Origin of the sequence: Mycobacterium sp. (assembly GCF_049585075.1) — a bacterium.
GTDB lineage: Bacteria > Actinomycetota > Actinomycetes > Mycobacteriales > Mycobacteriaceae > Mycobacterium.
The window spans coordinates 1-23,765 of sequence record NZ_JBAUZA010000066.1 but is presented as its reverse complement, the minus strand read 5'-3'; the positions used below and the strand labels follow the sequence as shown (position 1 = coordinate 23,765).

25 protein-coding genes and 1 tRNA gene are annotated in these 23,765 nt (G+C 64.7%); 15 read left to right on the top strand and 11 right to left on the bottom strand.

Annotated features, from left to right (window positions below; translation table 11 throughout):
• Position 1: 1 nt before the first annotated feature.
• Positions 2–75, bottom strand: a tRNA-Pro gene (locus tag WB785_RS03220).
• 234 nt (positions 76–309) lie between these two features.
• Here WB785_RS03220 and WB785_RS03215 point away from each other — a divergent pair.
• Positions 310–507: a hypothetical protein gene (locus WB785_RS03215; RefSeq protein WP_424077248.1), complete on the top strand. Its 198-nt coding sequence runs from the start codon at positions 310–312 to the stop codon at positions 505–507.
• A 31-nt stretch (positions 508–538) separates the two neighbouring features.
• Here WB785_RS03215 and WB785_RS03210 read toward each other — a convergent pair whose 3' ends face one another.
• Both WB785_RS03210 and ponA2 read right to left on the bottom strand, forming a co-directional pair.
• Positions 539–1,498: a metallophosphoesterase gene (locus tag WB785_RS03210; RefSeq protein ID WP_424077247.1), complete on the bottom strand. Its 960-nt coding sequence runs from the start codon at positions 1,496–1,498 to the stop codon at positions 539–541.
• Positions 1,499–1,556: 58 nt separating this feature from the next.
• Positions 1,557–3,980 carry a transglycosylase/D,D-transpeptidase PonA2 gene (gene ponA2 / locus WB785_RS03205; RefSeq protein ID WP_424077246.1) on the bottom strand — a complete coding sequence of 808 codons (2,424 nt, stop codon included), beginning with the start codon at positions 3,978–3,980 and terminating at the stop codon, positions 1,557–1,559.
• A 337-nt stretch (positions 3,981–4,317) separates the two neighbouring features.
• Here ponA2 and WB785_RS03200 point away from each other — a divergent pair, with 337 nt between their 5' ends.
• Positions 4,318–4,671 carry a WhiB family transcriptional regulator gene (locus WB785_RS03200; RefSeq protein WP_424077245.1) on the top strand — a complete coding sequence of 118 codons (354 nt, stop codon included), beginning with the start codon at positions 4,318–4,320 and terminating at the stop codon, positions 4,669–4,671.
• Between the two features lie 12 nt (positions 4,672–4,683).
• Here the strand turns inward: WB785_RS03200 and WB785_RS03195 are convergent, their stop codons facing one another.
• Both WB785_RS03195 and WB785_RS03190 read right to left on the bottom strand, forming a co-directional pair.
• Positions 4,684–5,868 (bottom strand): ArsA family ATPase, encoded by a 1,185-nt coding sequence (locus WB785_RS03195; protein ID WP_424077244.1) that lies wholly within the window; start codon positions 5,866–5,868, stop codon positions 4,684–4,686.
• On the bottom strand, positions 5,865–6,887 hold the full coding sequence (locus WB785_RS03190) for an ArsA family ATPase (RefSeq protein WP_424077243.1): 1,023 nt from the start codon (positions 6,885–6,887) through the stop codon (positions 5,865–5,867). Before WB785_RS03190 ends, WB785_RS03195 begins: the two co-directional genes overlap by 4 nt.
• Before the next feature lie 112 nt (positions 6,888–6,999).
• On the opposite strand from WB785_RS03190, the gene WB785_RS03185 reads away from it, so the two are divergent.
• Genes WB785_RS03185 through WB785_RS03175 form a run of 3 tightly spaced genes read left to right on the top strand, consistent with a single transcriptional unit; the run spans position 7,000 to position 8,413 of the window.
• On the top strand, positions 7,000–7,161 hold the full coding sequence (locus tag WB785_RS03185) for a DUF4177 domain-containing protein (RefSeq protein WP_005138621.1): 162 nt from the start codon (positions 7,000–7,002) through the stop codon (positions 7,159–7,161).
• Entirely contained in the window at positions 7,158–7,613 is a 456-nt protein-coding gene (locus WB785_RS03180) for a RidA family protein (RefSeq protein WP_424077242.1), read from the top strand. Before WB785_RS03185 ends, WB785_RS03180 begins: the two co-directional genes overlap by 4 nt.
• 5 nt (positions 7,614–7,618) lie before the next feature.
• Positions 7,619–8,413, top strand: a complete 795-nt coding sequence (locus tag WB785_RS03175; RefSeq protein WP_424077241.1) for an MBL fold metallo-hydrolase — start codon at positions 7,619–7,621, stop codon at positions 8,411–8,413.
• Between the two features lie 52 nt (positions 8,414–8,465).
• Here the strand turns inward: WB785_RS03175 and crp are convergent, their stop codons facing one another.
• Positions 8,466–9,140: a cAMP-activated global transcriptional regulator CRP gene (gene crp / locus WB785_RS03170; RefSeq protein WP_085200145.1), complete on the bottom strand. Its 675-nt coding sequence runs from the start codon at positions 9,138–9,140 to the stop codon at positions 8,466–8,468.
• Between the two features lie 119 nt (positions 9,141–9,259).
• Positions 9,260–9,601 (bottom strand): hypothetical protein, encoded by a 342-nt coding sequence (locus tag WB785_RS03165; protein ID WP_424077240.1) that lies wholly within the window; start codon positions 9,599–9,601, stop codon positions 9,260–9,262.
• A 215-nt stretch (positions 9,602–9,816) separates the two neighbouring features.
• Between WB785_RS03165 and nth the strand changes: the two genes are divergently transcribed.
• The 4 genes from nth (at position 9,817) to marP (ending at position 13,238) form a co-directional block, all read left to right on the top strand.
• Positions 9,817–10,497, top strand: coding sequence for an endonuclease III (nth, locus tag WB785_RS03160; protein ID WP_424077239.1), 681 nt, complete (start codon positions 9,817–9,819; stop codon positions 10,495–10,497).
• 11 nt (positions 10,498–10,508) lie between these two features.
• The gene (locus WB785_RS03155; RefSeq protein WP_424077238.1) at positions 10,509–11,159 is read left to right on the top strand and encodes a TlpA family protein disulfide reductase; all 651 of its coding nucleotides are present in this window, start codon (positions 10,509–10,511) and stop codon (positions 11,157–11,159) included.
• Between the two features lie 97 nt (positions 11,160–11,256).
• Positions 11,257–12,048: an NUDIX hydrolase gene (locus tag WB785_RS03150; RefSeq protein WP_424077237.1), complete on the top strand. Its 792-nt coding sequence runs from the start codon at positions 11,257–11,259 to the stop codon at positions 12,046–12,048.
• The gene (gene marP / locus WB785_RS03145) at positions 12,048–13,238 is read left to right on the top strand and encodes an acid resistance serine protease MarP (protein WP_424077236.1); all 1,191 of its coding nucleotides are present in this window, start codon (positions 12,048–12,050) and stop codon (positions 13,236–13,238) included. Before WB785_RS03150 ends, marP begins: the two co-directional genes overlap by 1 nt.
• On the opposite strand, the gene WB785_RS03140 is transcribed toward marP, so the two are convergent.
• Positions 13,231–14,196, bottom strand: a complete 966-nt coding sequence (locus WB785_RS03140; protein WP_424077235.1) for an alpha/beta fold hydrolase — start codon at positions 14,194–14,196, stop codon at positions 13,231–13,233. The two genes, marP and WB785_RS03140, sit on opposite strands and share 8 nt — an antisense overlap.
• Positions 14,197–14,724 (bottom strand): phage holin family protein, encoded by a 528-nt coding sequence (locus tag WB785_RS03135; protein ID WP_424077253.1) that lies wholly within the window; start codon positions 14,722–14,724, stop codon positions 14,197–14,199.
• Positions 14,725–14,950: 226 nt separating this feature from the next.
• Between WB785_RS03135 and WB785_RS03130 the strand changes: the two genes are divergently transcribed.
• A complete protein-coding gene (locus tag WB785_RS03130) occupies positions 14,951–15,661 on the top strand; it encodes a serine protease (protein ID WP_424077252.1) in 711 nt (236 codons plus the stop codon).
• 82 nt (positions 15,662–15,743) lie between these two features.
• On the opposite strand, the gene acs is transcribed toward WB785_RS03130, so the two are convergent.
• Both acs and WB785_RS03120 read right to left on the bottom strand, forming a co-directional pair.
• The gene (acs, locus tag WB785_RS03125) at positions 15,744–17,705 is read right to left on the bottom strand and encodes an acetate--CoA ligase (RefSeq protein ID WP_424077234.1); all 1,962 of its coding nucleotides are present in this window, start codon (positions 17,703–17,705) and stop codon (positions 15,744–15,746) included.
• Between the two features lie 102 nt (positions 17,706–17,807).
• A complete protein-coding gene (locus tag WB785_RS03120; protein WP_424077233.1) occupies positions 17,808–18,575 on the bottom strand; it encodes an LppU/SCO3897 family protein in 768 nt (255 codons plus the stop codon).
• Between the two features lie 73 nt (positions 18,576–18,648).
• On the opposite strand from WB785_RS03120, the gene WB785_RS03115 reads away from it, so the two are divergent.
• The 5 genes from WB785_RS03115 to WB785_RS03095 form a co-directional block, all read left to right on the top strand.
• Positions 18,649–20,226: a peptide ABC transporter substrate-binding protein gene (locus WB785_RS03115; RefSeq protein WP_424077251.1), complete on the top strand. Its 1,578-nt coding sequence runs from the start codon at positions 18,649–18,651 to the stop codon at positions 20,224–20,226.
• A 1-nt stretch (position 20,227) separates the two neighbouring features.
• On the top strand, positions 20,228–21,154 hold the full coding sequence (locus WB785_RS03110; RefSeq protein ID WP_424077232.1) for an ABC transporter permease: 927 nt from the start codon (positions 20,228–20,230) through the stop codon (positions 21,152–21,154).
• Between the two features lie 13 nt (positions 21,155–21,167).
• Entirely contained in the window at positions 21,168–22,031 is an 864-nt protein-coding gene (locus WB785_RS03105) for an ABC transporter permease (protein WP_424077250.1), read from the top strand.
• A complete protein-coding gene (locus WB785_RS03100; RefSeq protein ID WP_424077231.1) occupies positions 22,028–23,671 on the top strand; it encodes a dipeptide ABC transporter ATP-binding protein in 1,644 nt (547 codons plus the stop codon). The genes WB785_RS03105 and WB785_RS03100 overlap by 4 nt, the downstream gene beginning before the upstream one ends.
• A 23-nt stretch (positions 23,672–23,694) precedes the next feature.
• The coding region (locus WB785_RS03095) for a hypothetical protein (RefSeq protein ID WP_424077249.1) at positions 23,695–23,765 on the top strand (71 nt) is incomplete at its 3' end.

Sequence of the window (23,765 nt, the reverse complement as noted above, 5' to 3'; positions counted from 1 at the left end):
GTCGGGGTGGCGGGATTCGAACCCACGGCCTCTTCGTCCCGAACGAAGCGCGCTACCAAGCTGCGCCACACCCCGCTTAAAGCCACGACAGCGTATCGCACCCACCCGGCGATCCGCCAAAGTGGATTGCGGTGCGATCGTCGGCATCCAACGGTGAGCCGTTTTGCGTCGGTGCAACGCAGATCACATCCTGCGGGCATGGGGATTTGGCCCACAGTTCGGCGTGGAATAACCAGGATGTCGGCGGCCTTAAATATACTGATTACCGCAGCAAATCGGTGCGTTGGAACGCGGGGAAACGAGGGAATCATGACGGTGTTAGGCGCCGTGGTGTTCGGCGGATTCCTGGCCCTGGGAGTGCTGTGGCTGCTGCTTACCGCTCCGGGCAGCGACGTTGACGAGGCCTGGGGTCAGTCCCAGTGGCTCGAACGTTCCAACTCGGTCGACGCCGCGGCGGGCGCGGAGGTAGCCAGCTTTTCGGCCCTGACCCACTCGTCGCAGAAGTAGGTTGCTGCCTAGCCGGTCGGCCCCGATCAGCTCAATGTGCTGAATAGGTCGGCTGCGACTGTCCCAGATCGCTGTGCGAATCGCGGCCACCGATCGGCGCCGCAATCAACGTCAGCAGGGTGGCCTCAGGCCGACAGCAGAACCGCACCGGCGCAAACGGTGAAGTACCGATCCCGGCAGAGACATGCAGGCGCATGGTGGCACCCCACCGCGACGGGCCCTTAGCTCGAGAGCGATCCAGGCCCGAGTTGGTCACCAAGGCGCCGTAGAAGGGCAAGCACAGCTGCCCGCCATGGGTGTGGCCCGCCATCACCAATTGGTAGCCGTCGGTGGCGAAGCGGTCGAGCACGCGGGGCTCGGGTGAATGGGTCAACCCCAGCCGCAGATTGGCGGCCGGGCTGGCCGGGCCGGCGATCGCCTCGTAACGATCCCGCGCGATGTGCGGGTCGTCAACGCCGGCCGCCGCGATGTGCAGTCCTGACACTTCGAATTCGCGACGGTTGTGGGTGAGATCCAACCAGCCGCGCTCGGTGAACGCCGCCCGCAGGTCCTGCCAGGGCAGCGGTTGACCGTGCACGCGGTGACCCGGATTCGCCACGTAGTTGAGCGGATTCTTGGGTCGCGGTCCGAAATAGTCGTTGCTGCCGAAGACGAAAATGCCTGGCAGCGAAAGCAGATCGGTGAGGCTCTGAACGACCGAAGGCACCGCCTTGGGGTGTGCCAGGTTGTCGCCTGTGTTGACGACCAGGTCGGGCTCCAGGCTGACGAGTTCGCGCAGCCACGCCTGCTTGCGGCGCTGACCGGGACGCATGTGGATGTCGCTGATGTGCAGCACCCGCAACGGCGACGAACCCGGCGTAAGCACCGGCATGGTCAGCTCTCGCAGAACGAACGCATTGCGTTCGACGATCGAGGCGTAGCCGATACCGGCGACGGCCGATCCGAGCGCAACGACGCCGGTGCTTTTCAGAGCAGAGATGGCAGACGGCATGCAGGCCAGCCTACTGCCGTAGGTCGGTTGGCATCAGGCCACACGCCCATGGAACCGGCTATGGCGGCGGCGCAGCCGGCGGTGGCGGCGCCAGAATGGGGATCGTGATCGGCGGCAGCCCTGGGATCTCGATGACTTGCGAGCCCACCGGCACCGGACCGCCTTCCGGCGGCGGAGGCGGCGGCGGCGGTATGCCGTTACTGGTCTGGATGGTGACTACCGCACCCGGGATCGTCTGACCGTTGGGCGTGGTTCCGACCACCTCGCCGTACTTGGCGCTGCTGTTGATCGAGTTGGTCTGCTCGGAGACCTGGAAACCGGCGTCCTTCAAGCGCTGACGCGCCTCGTTGACGTCCAGACCCGCGACGCTCGGCACCCGCGAACCCGGGCCGCCTTGGACATACTCCGGGTCCGTCGGCGGCAGGTGTACGTCGCCGTAGATCGTGGCGATGGGCTTCATCGCGGTAAACCAGGTGCGGGCCGGTTCGTTACCGCCGTAGAGGTTGCCGTCGCCGCAGCGCCGCAGCGGCGAGGAGCACAGATCGGACGGCGACGTCGAGTCGTCGTAGATGTAGTTGGCCGCGGCGTAGTGATTGGTGAACCCCACGAACCCTGATGACCGGTGGGCTTCGGTCGTGCCGGTCTTGCCGGACACCGGCAGGTTCCACCCCGCCGCACCGGCGGACCCCGCCGCAGTGCCGCTGCCCACCGCGTCATGGCTCATCGCATTCGCAAGCGTGTTGGCTAAGCCTTCTGGCACCGCCTGGTCGCAGGCTTCGGTGGTGACCGCGACTTGGTTGCCGTTTCGGTCGATCAGCTTGTCGATCGGATTCGGTGGGCACCAGGTGCCACCGGAGGCCAGTGTGGCCGCGACGTTCGATAGTTCCAGCGCATTCAGCTCGAAGGGGCCCAGCGTGAATGACCCGATGTTCTGCCGCTTGATGAAGTCGGCCAGGCTCTCGTTGCTGTCGGGGTCATAATCGCGGGCGCTGCCGGGATCGGCGTAGGACCGCAGGCCGAGCTTGATCGCCATATCGACCGCGCGCGGCACCCCCACCAGCTGGATCAGCCGGGCGAACGCGGTGTTGGGCGAGGTGGCCAGCGCGTCGGTCACATTCATCGACCCGCGGTAGTTGCCGGCGTTGATCACACACCACGTGTCTTTGGGGCAACCCTTGGCGCCGCCGCTACCCATGCCCTTGGTCTGGAATCGGCCCGGGACTTCGAGGGTGGCGTTGATACCCATGCCCATCTGCATCGCCGCAGCAGTGGTGAAAATTTTGAAGATGGATCCGGCGCCGTCGCCGACCAACGAGAACGGCTGCGGGCGCATGGTTTCGCCGGCCTCGCCGTTCAACCCGTACGTGCGGTTGCTGGCCATCGCCACCACTTTGTGCGAGTTCTTGCCGGGCTTGATCACGCTCATCACACTGGCAATGCCCTCGAGGGTGGGGTTGGCGTAGGTGTCGATCGCGTGCTTGACCGGCTCCTGCACGTCGGGATCCAAGGTGGTGCGGATCAAATAGCCACCCCTAGCCACCTGCTCCTTGCTGATGCCGGCACGAGCCAGGTAGGCCTGCACGTAGTCGCAGAAGAACGCCCGATCACCCGCTGCGATGCAGCCACGCGGTAGCTCCTTGGGCTGCGGCAAGATTCCCAACGGCTCAGCTTTTGCAGCGCGAAGCGCATCGGCCTCGTTGGGCAGGTTTTCAATCATGGTGTCCAGCACCAGGTTTCGACGGGCCAGCGCGCCGTCCGGATTGGTGTAGGGATTCAGCGCACTGGTCGACTGGACGAGGCCGGCGAGTAGCGCCGCCTGCTGCCAGTTCAGCTCGGACGCGTTGACACCGAAGTACGTTTGCGCGGCGTCCTGCACGCCAAAGGCGTTATTACCAAAGGACACCAGGTTCAGGTAGCGGGTCAGGATCTCCGGCTTGGTGAAGGTCTTGTCGAGGGTGAGCGCCATCCGAATCTCGCGCAGCTTGCGCGCCGGCGTGGTCTCCACGGCCGCGCGCTTCTCGGCGTCGGTCTGCGCGATCACCAGCAACTGGTAGTTCTTCACATACTGCTGCTCGATTGTCGAGCCACCCCGGGTATCGACGTCGCCCGATGCGTAGCCGGCCAGCCCGGTCAGGGTGCCCTTCCAGTCCACGCCGTTGTGCTCGGCAAACCGTTTGTCCTCGATCGAAACGATTGCCAGCTTCATGGTGTTGGCAATCTTGTCGCTGGGTACCTCGAACCGCCGTTGCGAGTACAGCCACGCGATCGTGTTGCCTTTCGCGTCGACCATCGTGGTCACCGCCGGGACTTCGCCCTCGAGCAATTGGGCCGATGCGTTGCCGACGACTTCGGAGGCGCGATTAGATGCCAGCCCGATGCCGCCGACCACGGGAAACAGCAGGGCCGCGACGACGATGCTGGCCAGAAGACAGCACCCGACAAGCTTGGCGACTGTGATCGCGGTCGTGGGGCGCTCCGGCATGGCTACTAGATTAGCGGCGCGGCGACGCGTGCTGATTTGAGTGGTAGGTGAGCGATATTTCCGCCAAGGTAACCGCTCAGGCTTCTCTCAGTTGCTGCTCAGCGGTGTATCAGCCGTCGCTTCGTCCCATTTCAGGGGCACTTTCATGATCGGACGGCACGGTCGTCCCAAAAAAGGGTGTATCGGACTGTTGCGTAATTGATACCTGACCACGTAGCTTATGCACACAATGAGATACAGGTAACACCGAGGCGCACAGTGTGGCGCAGATCGCATCGGTCGTCTGGATCTAACACGGAGCCACCGTAACGGTGGCAGGAGCGAAGGGGAATCGCTGGTGTCAGGTATACGGACCGCAGTGCGCAGGACGAGTGCAGCACCGACAAGCAACATCTTGTGTGGAGCTGATGCCGAGTCGAGGATCGCGTGGGTTTCCAAGGCGTTGTGCCGGGCCGCCGATCCCGACGAGCTGTTCGTCCGGGGGGCTGCACAACGGAAGGCTGCGGTGATCTGCCGGCACTGCCCAGTGATGCTGGAGTGCGGCGCTGACGCCTTGGACAACCGTGTCGAGTTCGGTGTGTGGGGTGGCATGACCGAACGCCAACGTCGTGCGCTACTCAAGCAGCACCCGGAGGTAGTTTCGTGGGCGGAGTTCTTCGCTGCACAGCGCAAGCACCGCAGCGTTGGCTAAGTAGCCGTCTGACTAGCTAGTCAACCCCTCAGCGGGCCGCCGTGTGCCCGCATCGTCACCGAGCGCCGTCATCTGGTCGGCGATCGCGCGCAGTGCCTCCAGATCGGAAACGTCGAACGGCAGCGACGGCACCCCGACAATGGCGACGTGCGGATTGGCCCCGGTGAACCGCGACAGCAGGCGGATTTCGCGCTTGGACGTGGCCGCCCGGTCAGCGTGGATCTGCAGGACGGCCAATGCTAAGTCCTTCGAGTCTGGCGCCCCAGTAACTTCCAGCTCGCTCTCGAGCGTCTTGGCACCGTCAATGGCTCGCTCAACCGGTAACGAACACAACATCGGGTGGGTCCGGTTCAAGATGAGCCCGGCCAGCGGCATACGTTCCTCCGAAAGCCGGTCCACAAAGAACGACGCTTCCCTCAACGCATCCGGCTCGGCGGCCGATACCACCACGAATTGGGTGCCGCGGCGCTTCAGCAACGCGTACGTGCGATCTGCTTTTTCCCGGAAGCCTCCGAAGGTGGCATCCAATGACTGCACGAAAGCCGCAGCGTCGGAGAGCATCTGCGAACCGAGAACGGTTGATAATGCTTTCATCGCCAAGCCGACCGCGCCGGTGACGAGTCGACCGATGCCGCGCCCAGGCCCCAACAGCAGCCGCCACAACCGGCTATCCATGAAGCTGCCCAACCGTTTCGGCGCATCCAGGAAGTCCAACGCATTGCGCGACGGTGGGGTATCGACCACCACAAGATCCCAGCGGTCCTCGCTGAGCAATTGGCCCAGCTTTTCCATCGCCATGTACTCCTGGGTGCCGGCCAGTGAGGTGGCGACCGTTTGGTAAAACTGGTTGTCCAAAATCGCTTGCGCCCGATCGGGTCCCGAATACTGGATCACCATCTCGTCGAACGTGCGGCGCATGTCGAGCATCATCGCGAACAGCTGGCCGGGCACTTCGGGTGCCAGCGGCACGCGTTGCGGCGAGTTGCCAAGGTCGCTGATTCCCAAGGCTTGTGCCAGCCGCTTAGCTGGGTCGATCGTCAAAACCACTACAGTGCGGCCGTATTCGGCTGCACGCAACGCCATGGCGGCGGCGGTGGTGGTCTTGCCGACCCCACCCGCGCCGCAGCACACCACGACGCGATTGGCGGTGTCGCCCAGGATCGCGGCGATATCTAAGGTCGGTGGTGTGGTACTCATCGAACCCCCTGCTGCGCAAGGGATTCAGAAAGTTCATAGAGGCTGCCGAGGTCGACGCCGTCGGCAATGGTCGGTAGCTCAAGGCGCGGCACCTTCAGCTCGTCGAGCTGTTCTGCGGATGCCGCTCGCGCGGCGATCCGGGTGGCGTGCTGAATCGTCTCGGTAAGCAGCCCCGCGAATTCCGCATCGGGCAGCTTGATCCCGGCGGCGGCCAAACCCGCACGCACCGCGTCGGCGTCGATATCGCCCTCGGCGGCTTTGGCGAGATCATCGGGTTGCAGGTACGCAGCGATGTTGCGGTTGACGATCACGCTGCCGATGGGTAATCCCAGCCCCTGCAACTCGTCGATCGCCTCCATCGTCTCCTGCATCGGCAGCGCCTCCAGAAGGGTCACCAGGTGGATGGCCGTTTGATCCGAGTGCAGGATCTTCACCACACCTTCAGCCTGCGAGTACACCGGGCCGCCCTTGGCGAGATCAGACACCGCCCTGGTCACATCCAAAAAGCGGACGATGCGGCCGGTGGGAGGCGCGTCGACGACGATTGCGTCATAAACCGGCAGCTTGTCCTTGCCGACACGGATCACCGATTCCTTGATCTTGCCGGTGAGCAGAACGTCGCGCAGACCCGGCGCGATCGTCGTTGCAAACTCGATCGCCCCGATGCGCCGCATCGCGCGGCCTGCGATGCCGAGGTTGTAGAACATGTCGAGGTATTCCAGGAATGCGGCCTCGATATCGATCGCCAGCGCGTTGACCTGGCCGCCGTGCTCGGCAGTTGCGATCTTGAGTTCTTTGTAGGGCAGCGGCGGCACATCGAAGAGTTGCGCAATCCCTTGGCGCCCTTCGACTTCGACGAGCAAGACCTTGCGTCCTCCGGACGCGAGAGTCAGCGCAAGCGCGGCGGCTACCGTCGACTTACCGGTGCCGCCTTTGCCGGTCACGAAATGCAGACGGGCCTTCGATAATCGCGATGGCCAGCGCACGCTACTGCCGCCGCTCGGTGTGGTCGCCACCAAAGCATGCTATCCACACTGCCCAGCTCCTCCTCACGCCGCTTCGCCGCGCGCATCGTCGCCGGGCGCCACACTGCCCAGCTCCTCCTCGCGTTGCTGCCGATAAGCTCAGGCCATGAGCCAACCCACCACATGGGAGTACGCCACGGTCCCCCTGTTGACACACGCCACCAAGCAGATCCTCGACCAGTGGGGTGCCGACGGGTGGGAGCTGGTGGCCGTGCTGCCCGGACCGACCGGCGAGCAGCACGTGGCCTATCTGAAACGTCCGAAGTGAGTGCGTCCGCCCGGCTTGCTGAGCTCGGGATCGACCTCCCGGAGGTAGCGAAGCCGTTGGCGTCCTACGTTCCCGCCGTACGCAGCGGCAACTTCGTGTACACGGCAGGCCAACTGCCGATGCAGGCCGGCAACCTCGCCGCGATCGGGAAGATCGGGACTGACGTCACCGCGGAGGAGGGCAAGGCGCTGGCCCGGATCTGTGCGCTCAACGCGCTGGCGGCTGTCGATTCGCTGGTCGGTATCGACGCGGTAACCCAGGTGGTCAAGGTGGTCGGGTTCGTCGCGTCCGCACCCGGCTTCAACGGCCAGCCGGGCGTGGTCAACGGCGCATCGGATCTGCTCGCGGAGGTGTTCGGTGATCGCGGCAGCCACGCCCGCTCCGCCGTCGGCGTATCGGAATTGCCTTTGGATGCGCCGGTGGAGGTCGAACTGGTGGTGGAGGTCGGGTAGCGACCGTGACCGACACCGCTGAGTCGCTGGTGCATCCTGCTTACGGCCGGCTGCGTCGGGTCACCGAAACCGCATCGGTGCTGCTGGCCAACAATCCGGGCCTGATGACACTGGACGGCACCAATACTTGGGTACTGCGCGGAACGCGCAGCGACGAGGTGGTGGTGGTCGATCCCGGCCCCGACGACGACGAGCACATCGCGAAAATCGCCGACGTGGGCCGCATCGCTCTCGTGCTGATCAGTCACCGGCACGGCGACCACACCGACGCCATCGACAAGCTGGTCGAGCGCACCGGGGCGCCGGTGCGCTCGGCGGGCAGCGGGTTCCTGCGTGGCCTGTCCGCTGAGCTGACCGACGGTGAGGTGATCGACGCCGCGGGGCTGCGGATCACGGTCTTGGCCACCCCCGGTCACACCGCCGATTCGCTGTCGTTCGTGCTGGACGATGCCGTGCTGACAGCGGACACAGTGTTGGGTCGCGGAACAACGGTCATCGACAACGAAGACGGCAGCCTGGCCGACTACCTGGAGTCGCTGCACCGGCTGCGCGGTCTGGGTGAGCGAACCGTGCTACCCGGTCACGGGCCGGAGCTGGCGAACGTGGAAGCTGTCGCATCGGGATACCTGGCGCACCGCGAGCAGCGCCTCGAGCAGGTCCGCTCGGCGTTGCGTGTTCTCGGCGACGACGCCACCACACGCCAGGTTGTCGAGCACGTCTACGTCGACGTCGACGAGAAGCTATGGGACGTCGCGGAATGGTCGGTGCAGGCGCAGCTGGACTATCTGCGCCGAGATTGACGGTTTACAGCCAAACACCGAGTAGACGTCGGCAAAACGTCGATCTCGGGAGCTAGCGCGCGCGCCTGGCGAGCCGCTCCGAGTCGGAGATCAGCACGCTCTTGCCCTCCAGGCGAATCCAGCCGCGGTGGGCGAAGTCGGCCAGCGCTTTGTTCACCGTCTCTCGGGACGCGCCGACCAGCTGCGCGATCTCCTCCTGGGTCAGGTCGTGGGTCACCCGCATAGCGCCGCCCTCCTGGGTACCGAAACGCTGGGCCAGCTGCAGGAGCTGCTTGGCGACCCGGCCCGGCACGTCGGTGAAGATCAGGTCGGCGAGGTTGTTGTTCGTGCGTCGAAGCCGGCGGGCCAGCACCCGCAGCAGCTGCTCGGCGATTTCGGGTCGGTCCGCGATCCACGCTCGCAACGCGTCGCGATCCATCGACACCGCGCGCACCTCGGTGATCGTGGTGGCGCTGGAGGTCCGCGGCCCGGGGTCGAAGATCGACAGCTCACCGAACATGTCGGACGGACCCATGATCGTCAGCAGGTTCTCCCTGCCGTCCGGCGAACGGCGGCCGATCTTGACCTTTCCGGCAATGATGATGTACAGCCGATCACCCGGTTCGCCCTCCGCGAAAACCGTATGTCCGCGGGGGAAGTCGACTGGCTGCAGTTGCTTGGTCAGCGCGGCGACGGCGCTTGGCTCAACCCCCTGGAAGATTCCGGCCCTCGCCAGGATCTCGTCCACGTTGCCCCTTAGCTACTTAAATGACTCTGATATGCACAAGTCGGGCGGGTCTAAGGCCCGGATCGGTTGACCGGCCGACCCGCAGTCTAGAGGTCAGCCATCAACTCGACGTGCCAACGCTACACACGATTGGCATGCTGAGGCGGGCCAAATTGCCGATTCGCCCCTGAATGGTTATGCCGCTGTCTCGGCAAACCGGTGTGTGCGGGACCGGAGGTAAAGGCGGCCGTCAACAGCGGATCGGTGTTCGACTCGCCGCCAACCAGTCGATCGGGCAACTCATTGGTGCTGTGCCCGATGCGACGGTGCAGGCAATCCAAGGCTTCGGGCATTCCATCCCGGGCCAGTGTGTGCACATCGACAGGCTCTGCCTGCGCGAGAAATTCCGCCACATCGCTTGCCGTAACGGTGTTCTCTGCTAAGCCCGCTTCCAGCCGTCCAAGCCCGAAAGTCGCCAGCATCAGCAACCCCGGGATGAATGCTACGAGCAACCAAGACACAAGCAGCTAGTAAACACGGCTAATGTCTCAGCGGGATCACGAATTAGTACTCTGTCGAGGTGACAATGGGCAAACCTTCTCGAGCCGCCGCCCAAGTGTCCGGCCCACCGGACGCCGCCGCGAAAGACCGTTGGTCTTCGGAAACCCGGACAGGCTTGGTGCGACGAGCTCGACGCATGAATCGCAAACTTGCCCAAGCGTTTCCACATGTGTATTGCGAATTGGATTTCACCACACCGTTGGAGCTGACGGTGGCGACGATCTTATCGGCGCAAAGCACCGACAAGCGGGTGAATCTCACCACGCCAGCACTCTTCAAGCGCTACCGCGCCGCGCTGGACTACGCACAGGCGGACCGCGAAGAACTCGAAACCCTTATCCGCCCCACCGGCTTTTACCGCAACAAGGCGTCATCGTTGATCGGGTTGGGGCAGGCACTCGTCGAGCAATTCGACGGCGAAGTGCCCGCCACCATGGACGAACTCGTGACCCTGCCCGGGGTGGGCCGCAAGACCGCCAACGTCGTCCTGGGAAACGCATTCGACGTCCCCGGTATCACCGTCGACACCCATTTCGGGCGGCTGGTTCGGCGCTGGCGCTGGACGGCCGAAGAGGACCCGGTCAAGGTCGAGCATGCGGTCGGGGAACTCATCGAACGCAAAGAGTGGACCCTGCTGAGTCACCGGGTGATCTTCCACGGTCGCCGGGTGTGCCACGCACGCAAACCGGCGTGCGGGGTCTGCGTGCTGGCCAAAGACTGTCCCTCGTTCGGAACTGGACCCACCGAACCGCTGATCGCTGCCGCCTTGGTGCAGGGCCCCGAAACCGAGCACCTTCTGGCAATGGCAGGGTTGTAACCGCCCATCCGATGACTACTTTCACGCCCCGAACCGCTCGCTGGACCATGGCGGTGCTGGTGGTCGTCGCGGCGTTGATCGCGGCGTTAGTGGTTGCGTTGCGTGATAGCTCGTCGTCGCCAACCGTCCCAGCGACCGGCTCCGGTCGCATCCATCGCGACGCCGACACCCCAGCGGCGCTGGCCGGACCGCGGAAGCATGCCGACCTTCCACCATGTCCGCGCGCGGGCGCCGATCAAGGTCCGCCGGCGTTGCGCGGTGTGACTGCGGAATGCGCGGCCGACGGCTCGGTCGTTGACGTCGGTCCGGCCCTGGCTGGGCACCGGGTGGTTCTCAACTTATGGGCGTACTGGTGTGCACCCTGCGCGGCCGAACTCCCGGCGATGGCCGAGTATCAACGACGGGTCGGGGCCGATGTGATGGTGGTGACGGTGCACCAGGACGAGAACGAGACGGCAGCGTTGCTGCGATTGGCGGACTTGGGCGTCCGATTGCCGACCCTGCAGGACGGCAGCCGACGGATCGCCGCGGCGTTACGGGTGCCAAATGTGATGCCCGCGACAGTAGTGCTGAAATTGGACGGTAGCGTTGCGCAGACCCTGCCGCGCGCTTTCGCCAATGCCGACGAGATCGCAGCCGCGCTCGGAGATCAGACGGGATGAGGCCCAGCGACGAGCCGGGCAATTGGACCGCCCGGTGACGATGCGGGCCACGGAGTGGCCCGAGGAGGAACTGGGCAATGGGACGAAGGAGGGGCTGGTGAGCGCAGGCGGCCACGCGCGGGGAACGATCCCGCTGACGCCTGAGCTCGGCCCGCCCTGGCTGCGTCCGCTGGTCGACAACGTCGGTCAGGTGCCCGAAGCTTTCCGTCGACGTCTTCCCGCCGACGTACTGGCGATGGTGACTGCAGCCAAGGCGACCGCCGCGCTGCGCAAAGATGGCCGCGACGCAGCAGTGCTGGTGCTGTTCTCCGGTCCCCCATCCGGCCAAACCAACGGCGCCCCGCCCGACTCCCCGCCTGACGAAGCCGATCTGCTGCTCACCGTGCGGGCCTCGACATTGCGTCATCACGCCGGCCAAGCGGCGTTCCCGGGCGGCGCCTCCGATCCTGACGACGACGGGCCGGTGGGCACTGCGCTGCGAGAGGCACGCGAAGAGACCGGCATCGATACCGGCAGACTGCATCCGCTGGCCACGATGGAGCGAACCTTCATCGCGCCGTCGGGTTTTCACGTCGTCCCGGTGTTGGCGTATTCGCCGGATCCGGGCCCGGTGGCTGTTGTCGATGAGGCGGAGACAGCAATCGTGGCCCGGGTCCCGGTGCGGGCGTTCATCAATCCGGCCAATCGACTCATGGTGTACCGCAGCGCCTTGCATCGCCGCTTCGCCGGGCCCGCTTTCCTGTTGAATGAAATGCTGGTTTGGGGATTCACCGGTCAAGTGATTTCGGCGATGTTGGATGTAGCTGGATGGGCTAAACCCTGGAACACCAGCGATATTCGGGAGTTGGATGAAGCGATGGCCTTGGTCGGCGACGAGGATGATGCCTGATGACCACATCACAATGGCTCGATATCGCGGTGTTGGGTGTTGCTTTAATTGCGGCGATCTCAGGCTGGCGTTCGGGTGCACTCGGCTCTCTGCTGTCGTTCGTCGGTGTGCTGCTCGGCGCGATCGCGGGCGTCCTGCTGGCTCCCCATCTGGTCGCCCACATCAGCGCACCGCGGGCCAAGCTGTTCGCCGCGCTGTTTTTGATCCTGGGTCTCGTCGTCGTCGGCGAGGTCGCCGGTGTGGTGCTGGGTCGCGCGGTGCGCGGCGCAATCCAAAGCAGCTCAGTGCGATTCTTCGACTCGCTGATCGGGGTGGCGGTGCAGCTGGTGGTGGTGCTGGTGGCGGCATGGCTGCTGGCGACGCCGCTGACAACGTCATCCGGTCAGCCCAGCCTTGCTGCTGCGGTCCGGGGTTCGCGAGTGTTGGCCCAGGTCAACGACTTCGCACCGGATTGGCTCAAGTCCGTGCCCAAGCGATTGTCGACGTTGCTGGACACCTCTGGTCTGCCGCAGGTGTTGGAGCCGTTCAGCCGCACGCCGATCGCAGCGGTGGGGGCTCCGGACCCGGCACTGGCCAACAGCCAGGTGGTCGCAGCCACCCAACCCAGCGTGGTCAAGATCAGTGCGGAGGCACTAAGTTGTCAGAAAAGATTGGATGGCAGCGGATTTGTCCTCTCGCCTGACCGCGTGATGACCAACGCGCATGTGGTGGCCGGTTCCAACAGCGTCACCGTCGAGGCAAGCGGCAAACATTATCCCGCCACCGTGGTGGACTACGACCCGACTGTCGACATCGCGATCCTCGCCGTGCCCAACCTGGCGCCGGGCCCGCTGGCGTTCGCCAACAACCAGGTGGCATCGGGCACCGAGGCTATAGTGATGGGCTATCCCGGTGGCGGAGGCTTTGTGGCAACCCCGGCCAGGGTCCGGGAACTCATCGAACTCAGCGGGCCGGACATCTACCGGAACGCGACGGTCAACCGCGAGGTCTACACAATCAGGGCCAGTGTGGAGCAAGGCAATTCGGGCGGTCCCTTAATCGACCTGGACGGTAATGTGCTCGGTGTGGTGTTCGGCGCGGCGGTCGACGACAACGACACCGGTTTTGTGTTGACGGCCAAGGAGGTGGCCGCTCAGCTGGCGCACATCGGCGACACTGCGCCGGTGGCGACCGGGGAGTGTGTCAGCTAAGCGGCGAGCGGTACACGCGGTCGAGGAAGCGCATCAGGTGGCCGTTGACTTCGTCCGGCATTTCTTCATGGCTGAAATGTCCTGCGCCGGAGACTGATACGTAACGACCGTGTGGCGCGTAGCGCTGTGTTCGCTCGACCGGGTCGGCCAGCACGTACGGATCGGCATCACCGTGAATGTGCAATAACGGAAGGCCGGTGCTTCTTTTCATCGATCGCATGAAGCGGCGACCCTCTTCACGCAGCTGGCTACGCACCGCCCACCGCTGATACTCCAGCGCCGAGTGCGCTGCTGACGGAATTTGAATCGCCTGCCGCAGATGACCGATCGTCTCGGAAAAGTCTTCGGATGCAACCCATTTGGCACTCGCGCGGCTACGCACCAGATGTTCTATCGCCGCGCCCTTATGCCGGGTCAGTGCGCGCTCCGGCCAGATCGGCACCTGATATCGCAGCAGCGAGGGCAACAGCGCGCGGCGCTGATCGCGGCGGGTGAGCGCCGAGCGGCGCAGTGCGGCCGGGTGCGGCGAACTGACCACTGCGATGGCGCGGACCAGCCGTGGATGCAGGACCGAGGTTGCCCAGCACACCAGCCCGCCGTCGGCATGCCCGACCAGCGTCGCCGACGTGTGTCCCAGTGCGCGGATCAGTCCGGCGGTGTCCCCGGCGAGCGTCCAGCCGTCGTAGCCGCGGGGCGGTTTGTCGCTGCCGCCGTAACCTCGCAAATCCACCGCGACCACCCGGGCTCCGCTCAAACCACGTAGCTGGTGACGCCACGACCACCAGAACGAGCCGAAGCCGTGCAGCATGATCACCAATGGGCGTGCGGTCGGAGGGGTGGCCGCAGCGCTGTCGACCGGCGCCGCCTCGACGACATGGAATCGAATGCCGTTGGCGTGCACGTCCAGATGGCGCCATGGCCCGTCGATACGGGTCACCGACGGATCTGGTGGTGCCATCTACCAACCCGAGGGATCGGCGGGCGTCCCGCCTTGCGGCGAACTGAGCGCGCGTCCGGAGCCCTTGTCGTGGCCTGGCGTGAATGCGGTCCGGGTCTCCTTGACCGATTCGATGGTCTGCCGTGGTCCGCGGATCCGCCGCACCTTCAGGTAGCCGAACAAGGCCAGCACCGCGGTAAACACCACCATGATTCCGAACACGATCAAGAAAGCCACCCAGCGCCACAGCCAGGTATCCAGCAGTTCGGCGAGGAAAAAGAAGAAAAAGAAAGTCGAGTAAAACCCCACCACCAACGCCGAGATGAAGTAGACGCTGCCGGTCAGACCCTTTTTGACATCGCGTGTGATTTCCGAGCGGGCCAATTCGACTTCGGCGCGCACCAGCGTCGACATCTGCGCCGTCGCGTCCTTGACCAGCTCACCGATGGACGGTTCGACAGACAGCGCGTGCGGGTCGGTCAGCGGAATCGTGGTCAGCGTACGAGGAACCCCGTCCTTGTCGGCGTTCTTGCGATCCGGCTTGCTCACGGACGGTCCTCCCGGCTGAATCTGATTGTCCGGCTCCTCCTCATCGCGCTTCGCGCTCTGCATCGTCACCGGGTCGTCGCGGTTCATGTTGCCATGCGGTCGGTTGCCAGACGAGGCCAACCGGGCTCCGCGCTCGGTTAGGGAACGAGGCCGTCGGGCGGTGCTCACGCTAGACTGGCGCCGCCGCTTGGGGTACACCGCCAAGTTTGTCGACGGGAGTATTGCTTTGCAGACCACGTGCCGTCGGCTGCTTGGCGTCGCGGCGGCGTTGGTCATCGTGACATCGGCCGGCATGGCCGGCCTGCGCGCCGTGCCGGCCGGAGCCGACGACAGACTCCCGCTCGGCGGCGGGGCGGGCATCGTGGTCAACGGCGACACCCTGTGCACGCTGACCACGATCGGCACCGACGGCAAAGGCGAGCTAATCGGCTTCACCTCGGCGCATTGCGGTGGCCCCGGTGCGGTGGTGGCCGCCGAGGCGGCCAAAGACCGCGGCACGGTGGGAACCATGGTGGCCGGCAACGACAACCTGGACTACGCGGTCATCCAGTTCGATCCGGCCAAGGTGACGCCGGTCGCCAACTTCGGCGGCTTCGCGATCAACGGCATCGGGCCGGATCCGGCATTCGGCGAGATCGCCTGCAAACAGGGCCGCACGACCGGCAACTCGTGCGGCGTCACGTGGGGCCCGGGCCAAGACCCGGGCACGATCGTCATGCAGGTATGCGGACAACCGGGCGACTCGGGCGGCCCGGTTACCGTCAACAACCTTCTGGTCGGCATGATCCACGGCGCCTTCAGCGAGAACCTGCCGGCGTGCATCATCAAGTACATCCCGCTGCACACTCCCGCAGTGGTTCAGTCGATCAACGCGATCTTGGCCGACATCAACGCCAAGAACCGTCCCGGCGCGGGATTCGTTCCGGTCCCCGCCTAGCCCGCATTGTCGCCCGCCTAGCCCTGATTGGCGGGCTCCTCAGCGGGCCGCTACACGGCCCGCATTGTCGCCCGCCTGATTCCTACTGGGCGGCGCGGATCGCGTCGAACACGCCCGGATCAAGCAGCGTCGAGGTGTCGCCGAGTTCGCGATCCTCGGCGATGTCGCGCAGTAGCCGTCGCATGATTTTGCCGCTGCGGGTCTTCGGCAATTCGGGCACCACATGCAATTCGCGGGGCCGGGCAATCGGGGAGATCACCCTGGCCACCTCGACGCGCAGTTCGTCGATGATCTCCTCGCCTGTCGTCTCGGCATGGTCGGCTTGTAAGACCACGAACGCGCAGATCGCCTGACCGGTGGTGTCGTCGGTCGCCCCCACCACTGCGGCCTCCGCGACCCCGGAATGACCGACTAACGCCGACTCCACCTCGGCGGTCGAGATGCGATGCCCCGAAATATTCATCACGTCGTCGATGCGACCCAGCACCCAGATCTCGCCGTCGGAGTCATAACGAGCGCCGTCGCCGGCGAAATACCAGCCCTGCTCGGCGAACTTCGACCAGTACGTCTCGCGGAAGCGATCGGGATCGCCCCAGATTCCGCGCAGCATGGACGGCCAGGGCTGATCGAGCACCAGGTACCCGCTGGCGTGCTCGCCCTCGTCGGTCGACGGCGGTGACAGTTCGTTGCCGTCGTCGTCGACGATCTTCGCCGAGATTCCGGGCAGCGGGGTCATCGCCGATCCAGGTTTGGCCGCAGCGACGCCGGGTAGCGGCGAAATCATCGCCGCGCCGGTCTCGGTCTGCCACCAGGTGTCCACCACCGGAGTGCGGTCGGAGCCGATGACTTTGCGATACCAGCGCCAGGCCTCGGGGTTGATCGGTTCGCCGACCGATCCCAGCAACCGCAGGCTGGACAAGTCGTGGGCGTCCGGGATTTCCCGGCCCCACTTGATGAACGTGCGAATCATCGTCGGTGCCGTGTAATAGATTGTCGCGCCGTACTTTTCGATGATCTCGAAGTGCCGGTGCTGGTTAGGCGTGTCCGGGGTGCCTTCGTAGAGAATCTCGGTCACGCCGTTGGACAGCGGGCCATAGACGCTGTAGGTGTGCCCGGTAACCCAGCCGATATCGGCGGTGCACCAGAACACGTCGGTGTCCGGCTTGATATCGAAGATGTGGTGGTGGGTGTAGGACGACTGGGTGAGATAACCGCCGCTGGTGTGCACGATGCCCTTGGGCTTGCCCGTGGTGCCCGAGGTGTAAAGCAAAAACAGCGGGTGTTCGGCGTCGAACGCCTCGGCGCTGTGGTCGGGCGATGCCGAGTCGACGACGTCGTGCCACCACAGGTCGCGGCCTTGCGTCCACGGGGTGTCCGTGCCGGTGCGGCGGACAACCAGGACGTGTTCGACGGGGCTGTCATTGTCCGCGACCGCTTCGTCGGCGGCCTCTTTCAGCGGCGCCGGCTTTCCGCGCCGGAACTGTCCGTCCGCGGTGATGAGCAGTTTGGCTTGGGCGTCAGCGATTCTGGCGCGCAGCGCCGTTGCGGTGAAACCCGCGAACACCACGCTGTGCATGACGCCCAGCCGCGCGCAGGCCAGCATCGCGATGACAGCTTCGGGGATCATCGGCAGATATATCGCGACGCGGTCACCGGCGACCAGACCCAGATCGGTGAGCGCGTTGGCGGCTTTGCACACTTCGGTCTGCAGGTCGCGGTAAGTCAGGGTGCGGCCTTCGCCGACCCGCTCACCCTCCCAGTGGATCGCGACGCGATCACCGTTGCCGGCTTCGACGTGGCGGTCGACGCAGTTGTAGGACACGTTGAGCGTTCCGCCGGTGAACCATTTGGCGAACGGGGCCTCGGACCAGTCCAGCACTTCGTCGAATGGCTTTGACCAGGTCAGTCGGTTGGCCTGCTTGGCCCAGAACTCCAGCCGGTCTTGCTCGGCTTCGCGGTACAGCTCGTCGCCGGCGTTGGCGTGCGCGGCGAAATCCTCCGAGGGTGGGTATGACGACGGTGCATCGGTGTGCGTCTCGGTCACGCGGACGAGCGTAGCCCGCTGACGATGCAGCCGGTACGGCTGAGGAGGAGGCGGGCAATCGAGCGTAGTCCGGTGACTATACGAGCGCGTGAGTCAGTCCGATCAGTTTTCGAGTCGCTCCAGGCAGTACAGCCGCGCCGGGGTTTGGTAGGAGATCGGTTTGGTTTCCTCTGGACACAGCGCAGCATCTGTGCTGCCGTCGATACGCCTGACGACCCTGATACCCGTAGGCGAGTCATCGCAGGCGCTCGCGATGAACGTCGGATCGTCGTTCGTGCCGGACACCGAGTAGCACTGGCCCTGCTTAAGGTTGAGGATCAAGCACAGGGTGGTGGTTCCGTCGAATATCACCGAGTAGTCCGAGCCCTTTCGCTTGCCGTCGGGGCAGGTCGCCGAGCTACCGCCTCTGGTGACGACCTCAAGTGTCGAGTCCGGCTTGTCGCAGTCCTGCGGCGGCGGGTGCAGGTTGTGGTCGCGCCCACTGGACGCGCCGACGCATTCCCCGACATTCGCCGAACGAGCAGAGTGCCCGACCCGTGAGGCCGCATTGCCCAACTGGCTCAGAATTGCCAGCACACCGAACGCCAACAGGATCGACCCCACAATGATCAGCGCCGTGCCACGCGATCCACGTGGGCGCGGTGCCGGGTACCCGGCCGGGGAAACCGGTGGGTACGTTGGCGGCTGAGGCGGCGGGTAGCCAGGCGGGTATGGATTTGGCGGTGGGTAGCCGGGAGGACCCATCGGGTTAGCAAATGGAGGCGGCCGGCGGATGTGTGAACGTTGCCGAAGACCGGCGATCAACAAGACCAGTCCAACAATGGGAATGCCGAACAAAGCCGTCAATTCTCCGGCGTAATAGGCAGTCACGCCGGGATTGTATTGGTTACAGCGGATCGGAGGAGGACGCTTGCGTCGGTTGCGCGTCGTCGCGGCGGCCGTGATGCTGCTCGCCGTCACCCCGCTGGCCGGCTGCGGGGTCGGCAACGTCCGCACCGACGTGGTGATCGCCAACGCGGGTGAGCCGCAGAACCCGTTGATTCCGACTAATACCAATGACAGCAACGGCGGTCGGATCATCGACCGGTTGTTCGCGGGCCTGATGTCCTATGACGCTAACGGCAAAGCCGAACTGGAGGTTGCTCAGTCGATCGACACGACCGACGACGTCAACTACCGGATCACTCTGAAGCCCGGGTGGACGTTCAGCGACGCCACACCGGTCACCGCGCACTCGTTCGTCGATGCCTGGAATTACGGCGCGCTGGCCACCAATGCCCAACTACAACAGAGCTTTTTCAGCCCGATCGCCGGTTTCGACGACGTGGCCACGGCGAAACCGACCGCGACGACGATGTTGGGTTTGCACGTTGTCGACGATCACGTGTTCACCGTGCGGCTCAAGGCACCGACCATCGATTTCAAACTACGGCTTGGGTTTTCGCCGTTCTATCCGTTGCCGGATGCCGCGCTGAAAGATATGACGACCTTTGGCCAGCATCCGATCGGCAACGGCCCCTACAAGTTCGCCGATGCGCCCGGGGGTGCGGCCTGGCAACACAACGTCAAACTGGATCTGGTGCCCAATCCCGGCTACCACGGGATCCGACTAGCGCAGAACAAGGGGCTGCGCTTCGTCTTCTACGCCAACCTGGACACCGCGTACGCCGACTTGCTGTCGAGCAATCTCGATGTGCTGGACACGATTCCGTCCAGCTTGCTCTCGGTCTACCGCAGAGATCTCGGCGATCGGTACGTCAGCGCACCGGCGGCGGCGAACCAGACCCTCGACACCCCGCTGCGGCTGCCGCATTTCGGCGGCGAGGAGGGCAGGTTGCGCCGGCTGGCGATCTCGGCGGCCATCAACCGTTCACAGATCTGCCGGCAGATCTACGCCGGAGCGCGTGCGCCGGCACGTGAATTCACCGCAAGTTCGCTGCCCGGTTTTGACCCGCACATCGACGGCAACGACGCACTCGACTTCGATCCGGACCGGGCGCGGCGGCTGTGGTCGCAGGCCGATGCGATTTCGAAATGGTCCGGCCGATACGCGATCGCCTACAACGCCGACGGCGGGCACCAGGAGTGGGTGGACGCGGTGGCCAACAGCATCAAGAACATTCTGGATATCGATGCGGTCGGTGCGCCGCAGCCGACCTTCGCCACGTTTCGCACCCAGATCACCACACGGCGCATAGCCACCGCTTTCCGGGCCGGTTGGCAGGGTGACTTCCCGTCGATGCTGGAATTTTTGGAGCCGCTGTTCGTCACCGGGGCGGGCGCGAACGACGTCGGCTATTCCAACCCGCAATTCGACGCCGCGGTCGCCGCGGCCGAAGCGGCGCCCGACTTGCCCCAGTCGTTTGACCTCGCCACCGCTGCCCAGCGAATCCTGCTGCGGGACATGCCCGTCGTGCCGCTGTGGTACACGGTCAGCGTCGCTGGAACATCAGCGGCGGTCAGCCACGTGGCGCTGACCTGGAACGGCCTGCCCGACTACGAGCACATCGTCAAGGCTTGAAATGGGTTGGTATATCGCTCGCCGTGTCGCGATCATGGTGCCGGTTTTCCTCGGCGCCACGCTGCTGATCTATGCGATGGTCTTTCTGCTGCCCGGCGATCCGATTGCTGCGCTGGCCGGTGACCGCCCGCTGAGTCCCGCGGTGGCCGCACAACTGCGCGCCCAATACCACCTCAACGACTCGTTCCTGTTGCAGTATTGGCATTATCTCGGCGGCATCATCCACGGCAACTTGGGGCGCGCCTACTCCGGGCTGCCGGTCAGTACCGTTCTCGCCCAAGCATTTCCGGTGACCATCAGGCTCGGCTTGATTGCCCTGGCAGTGGAGGCCGTCCTTGGAATCGGCTTCGGCGTGATCGCCGGGCTGCGCCAAGGCGGAATCTTCGACGCGACGGTGCTGATCACCAGTTTGATCGTCATCGCGGTTCCGATCTTTGTGTTGGGGTTTTTGGCGCAGTTCGTCTTTGGGGTCCGGCTGGGTATCGCCGCGGTAACCGTCGGTGATCAGCCGACGTTCGCGCGGCTGCTGCTGCCCGGAGTGGTGCTTGGATCGGTGTCCTTGGCCTACGTGGTGCGGTTGACCCGTTCTGCGGTGGCCGCCAATGCCCACGCCGACTATGTGCACACCGCGACGGCCACCGGCTTGTCGCGCCCCAGGGTGGTCACCATCCACGTCCTGCGCAACTCACTGATCCCGGTTGTGACGTTCTTGGGCGCCGACCTAGGAGCGCTGATGGGCGGGGCGATCGTCACCGAGGGCATCTTCAACATCCACGGTGTGGGGGGAGTGCTTTATCAGGCGGTCACTCGCCAGGAGGCGCCGACGGTGGTGTCGATCGTGACGGTGCTGGTGGTCATCTATCTGGTGACCAATCTGGTGGTGGATTTGCTGTACGCGGTTTTGGATCCCAGGATCCGCTATGGCTGACCGAGGCACTGAAATGCTTGGTGGCACTGGATTTTGGCGTGATACATGGCGTGGGTTGCGACGCCGTCCAAAGTTTGTCATCGCGGCGATACTGATCGTATTCTTCCTTGTATTGGCGGTATTCCCGGCGCTGTTCACGTCCGTCAATCCCAGCTATGCCGACCCGTATCAGAGCCTGCTCGCACCGTCGGCGACACATTGGTTCGGCACCGATCTGCAGGGCCACGACATCTACGCCCGCACCGTATACGGGGCTCGGGCCTCGATCACCGTCGGTGTTGGCGCCACCCTGCTGGTGTTCGTTGTCGGCGGGGCGTTGGGTGCGTTGGCCGGCTTCTACGGTGGCTGGATCGACGTGATTGTTTCCCGTGTCGCCGATGTTTTCTTCGGGATCCCACTGCTGTTGGCCGCCATTGTGCTGATGCAGGTCATGCATCACCGGACCGTATGGACGGTGATCGCGATCCTTGCGCTGTTCGGTTGGCCGCAGGTGGCCAGGATCGCCCGCGGCGCCGTGCTCGCGGTGCGGGGCAGCGACTACGCGCTGGCCGCGCAGGCGCTGGGGCTGAACAGATTCGGGATTTTGATACGTCACGTGGTGCCCAATGCCCTTGGCCCGGTGATCGCCGTCGCCGCCATCTCGCTGGGGCTATTCATCGTGACGGAGGCGACGCTGTCCTACCTCGGTGTCGGGTTGCCGCCGTCGGTGGTGTCATGGGGCGGCGACATCAACATGGCGCAGACGCGGCTGCGGGCCGGTTCACCGATTCTGTTCTATCCCGCTGGCGCCCTTGCGCTTACCGTGCTGGCATTTTTGATGATGGGCGACGTGTTGCGCGACGTCCTGGATTCCACTTCACGGACGTCGCGGTCGTGAACCGCTCGGGCGAGCAGCCGCTGCTGAGCGTTATCGGCTTGGAAGTCAGGTTCGGCGACGACGCTCCCGCGGTCAGCAATGTCGAGCTGACTGTGTACACCGGGCAGACTGTCGCCGTTGTCGGTGAATCAGGCTCGGGAAAGTCGACGACCGCCGCTGCGATTCTCGGCCTGCTCGCACCGGGCGGCCGAATCACCGCGGGACGCATTGAGTTCGACGGTGTCGACCTCGCGTCGGCAGATTCCCGTCGGCTCCGCTCGATCAGGGGGAGTGGCATCGGCTATGTTCCGCAGGACCCGGCGACGAACCTTAACCCGGTGTGGAAGGTCGGCTTTCAGATTCGGGAAGCGTTGCGCGCCAACAATATCAGTGACGTGAGGCAGCGGTCTCTGGAATTGCTCGATGAAGCCGGAATGCCGGACCCGTCGACTCAGGCCAGACGCTATCCGCATCAGCTGTCCGGCGGCATGTGTCAGCGTGCGCTGATTGCGATTGGGCTGGCGGGCCGGCCGCGTCTGCTTATCGCCGACGAGCCAACATCAGCACTTGACGTCACCGTGCAACGTCAGGTGCTCGATCATCTGCAGCGGCTGGCCGCTGAACTGGGGACTGCGGTGCTGCTGATCACCCACGACCTTGCATTGGCAGGCGAGCGCGCCGAGCAGCTAGTCGTCATGCGTCGGGGCAGTGTCGTAGAAACTGGTGCAGCGCAATCGATCTTGAGTGATCCGCAACATGCCTATACTCGGCAACTGGTCGACGCTGCACCACCCACGCATCCGGTCGGTGGGACATCGACTCGCCCGCGCCGTGGCAACACACCGGCCCTCGAAAAATCCGACGCCGACGGCCTCTTGGTCGCCTCTGGACTCACCAAGGCTTACCGATCAACCCATGGAAAGCCATGGCGCAAAGCAGAATTCCGTGCTGTCGATAGCGTGTCGTTTCGCCTGCGCAAAGCGACCACACTGGCAGTGGTGGGCGAATCCGGTTCCGGGAAATCCACCCTGGCACGCATGGCGCTTGGCCTGCTGGCGCCGACGTCTGGGACGGTGACGTTCGACGGCCGAAACGTTGCAGGGCTGAACCGACACGATGCCCTGGCATTTCGCCGGCGGATACAGCCGGTCTTCCAAAACCCCTACAGCAGTTTGGATCCGATGTACACAGTGTTCCGGGCCATCGAGGAACCGCTGCGCATTCACCGCGTCGGAAACAGCCGCGAGCGGCGAGCGGCGGTGCGGGAGTTGGTCGAACAGGTGGCGCTTCCGCCGTCGGTGCTCGCCCGTCGGCCCCGCGAGTTATCCGGCGGGCAGCGTCAACGTGTCGCGATCGCGCGAGCGCTGGCATTGCGGCCCGAGGTGCTGGTTTGCGACGAAGCTGTCTCCGCGCTCGACGTCTTGGTGCAGGCGCAGATACTCGAACTGCTCGCTGAACTGAAGGAGGCACTGGGCCTGAGCTATCTGTTCATCAGTCACGACTTGGCCGTCGTCCGGCAGATCGCTGATGAGGTGCTGGTGATGCAAGCGGGCAAGGTGGTTGAGCACGCCGCCACTGATGAGGTGTTCATCCGGCCGCAGCACGATTACACCCGGCAACTGTTGGCAGCGATTCCCAACCCGTATGGTGGCAGCTCGTGATTTCTGACCCGTTGGCTCCGCTGATGGCGCTACCCGGTGTCGCCGACGCTAGCGACCAGGCGCGCGAGGCGCTCGGTCGCGCGCATCGCCACCG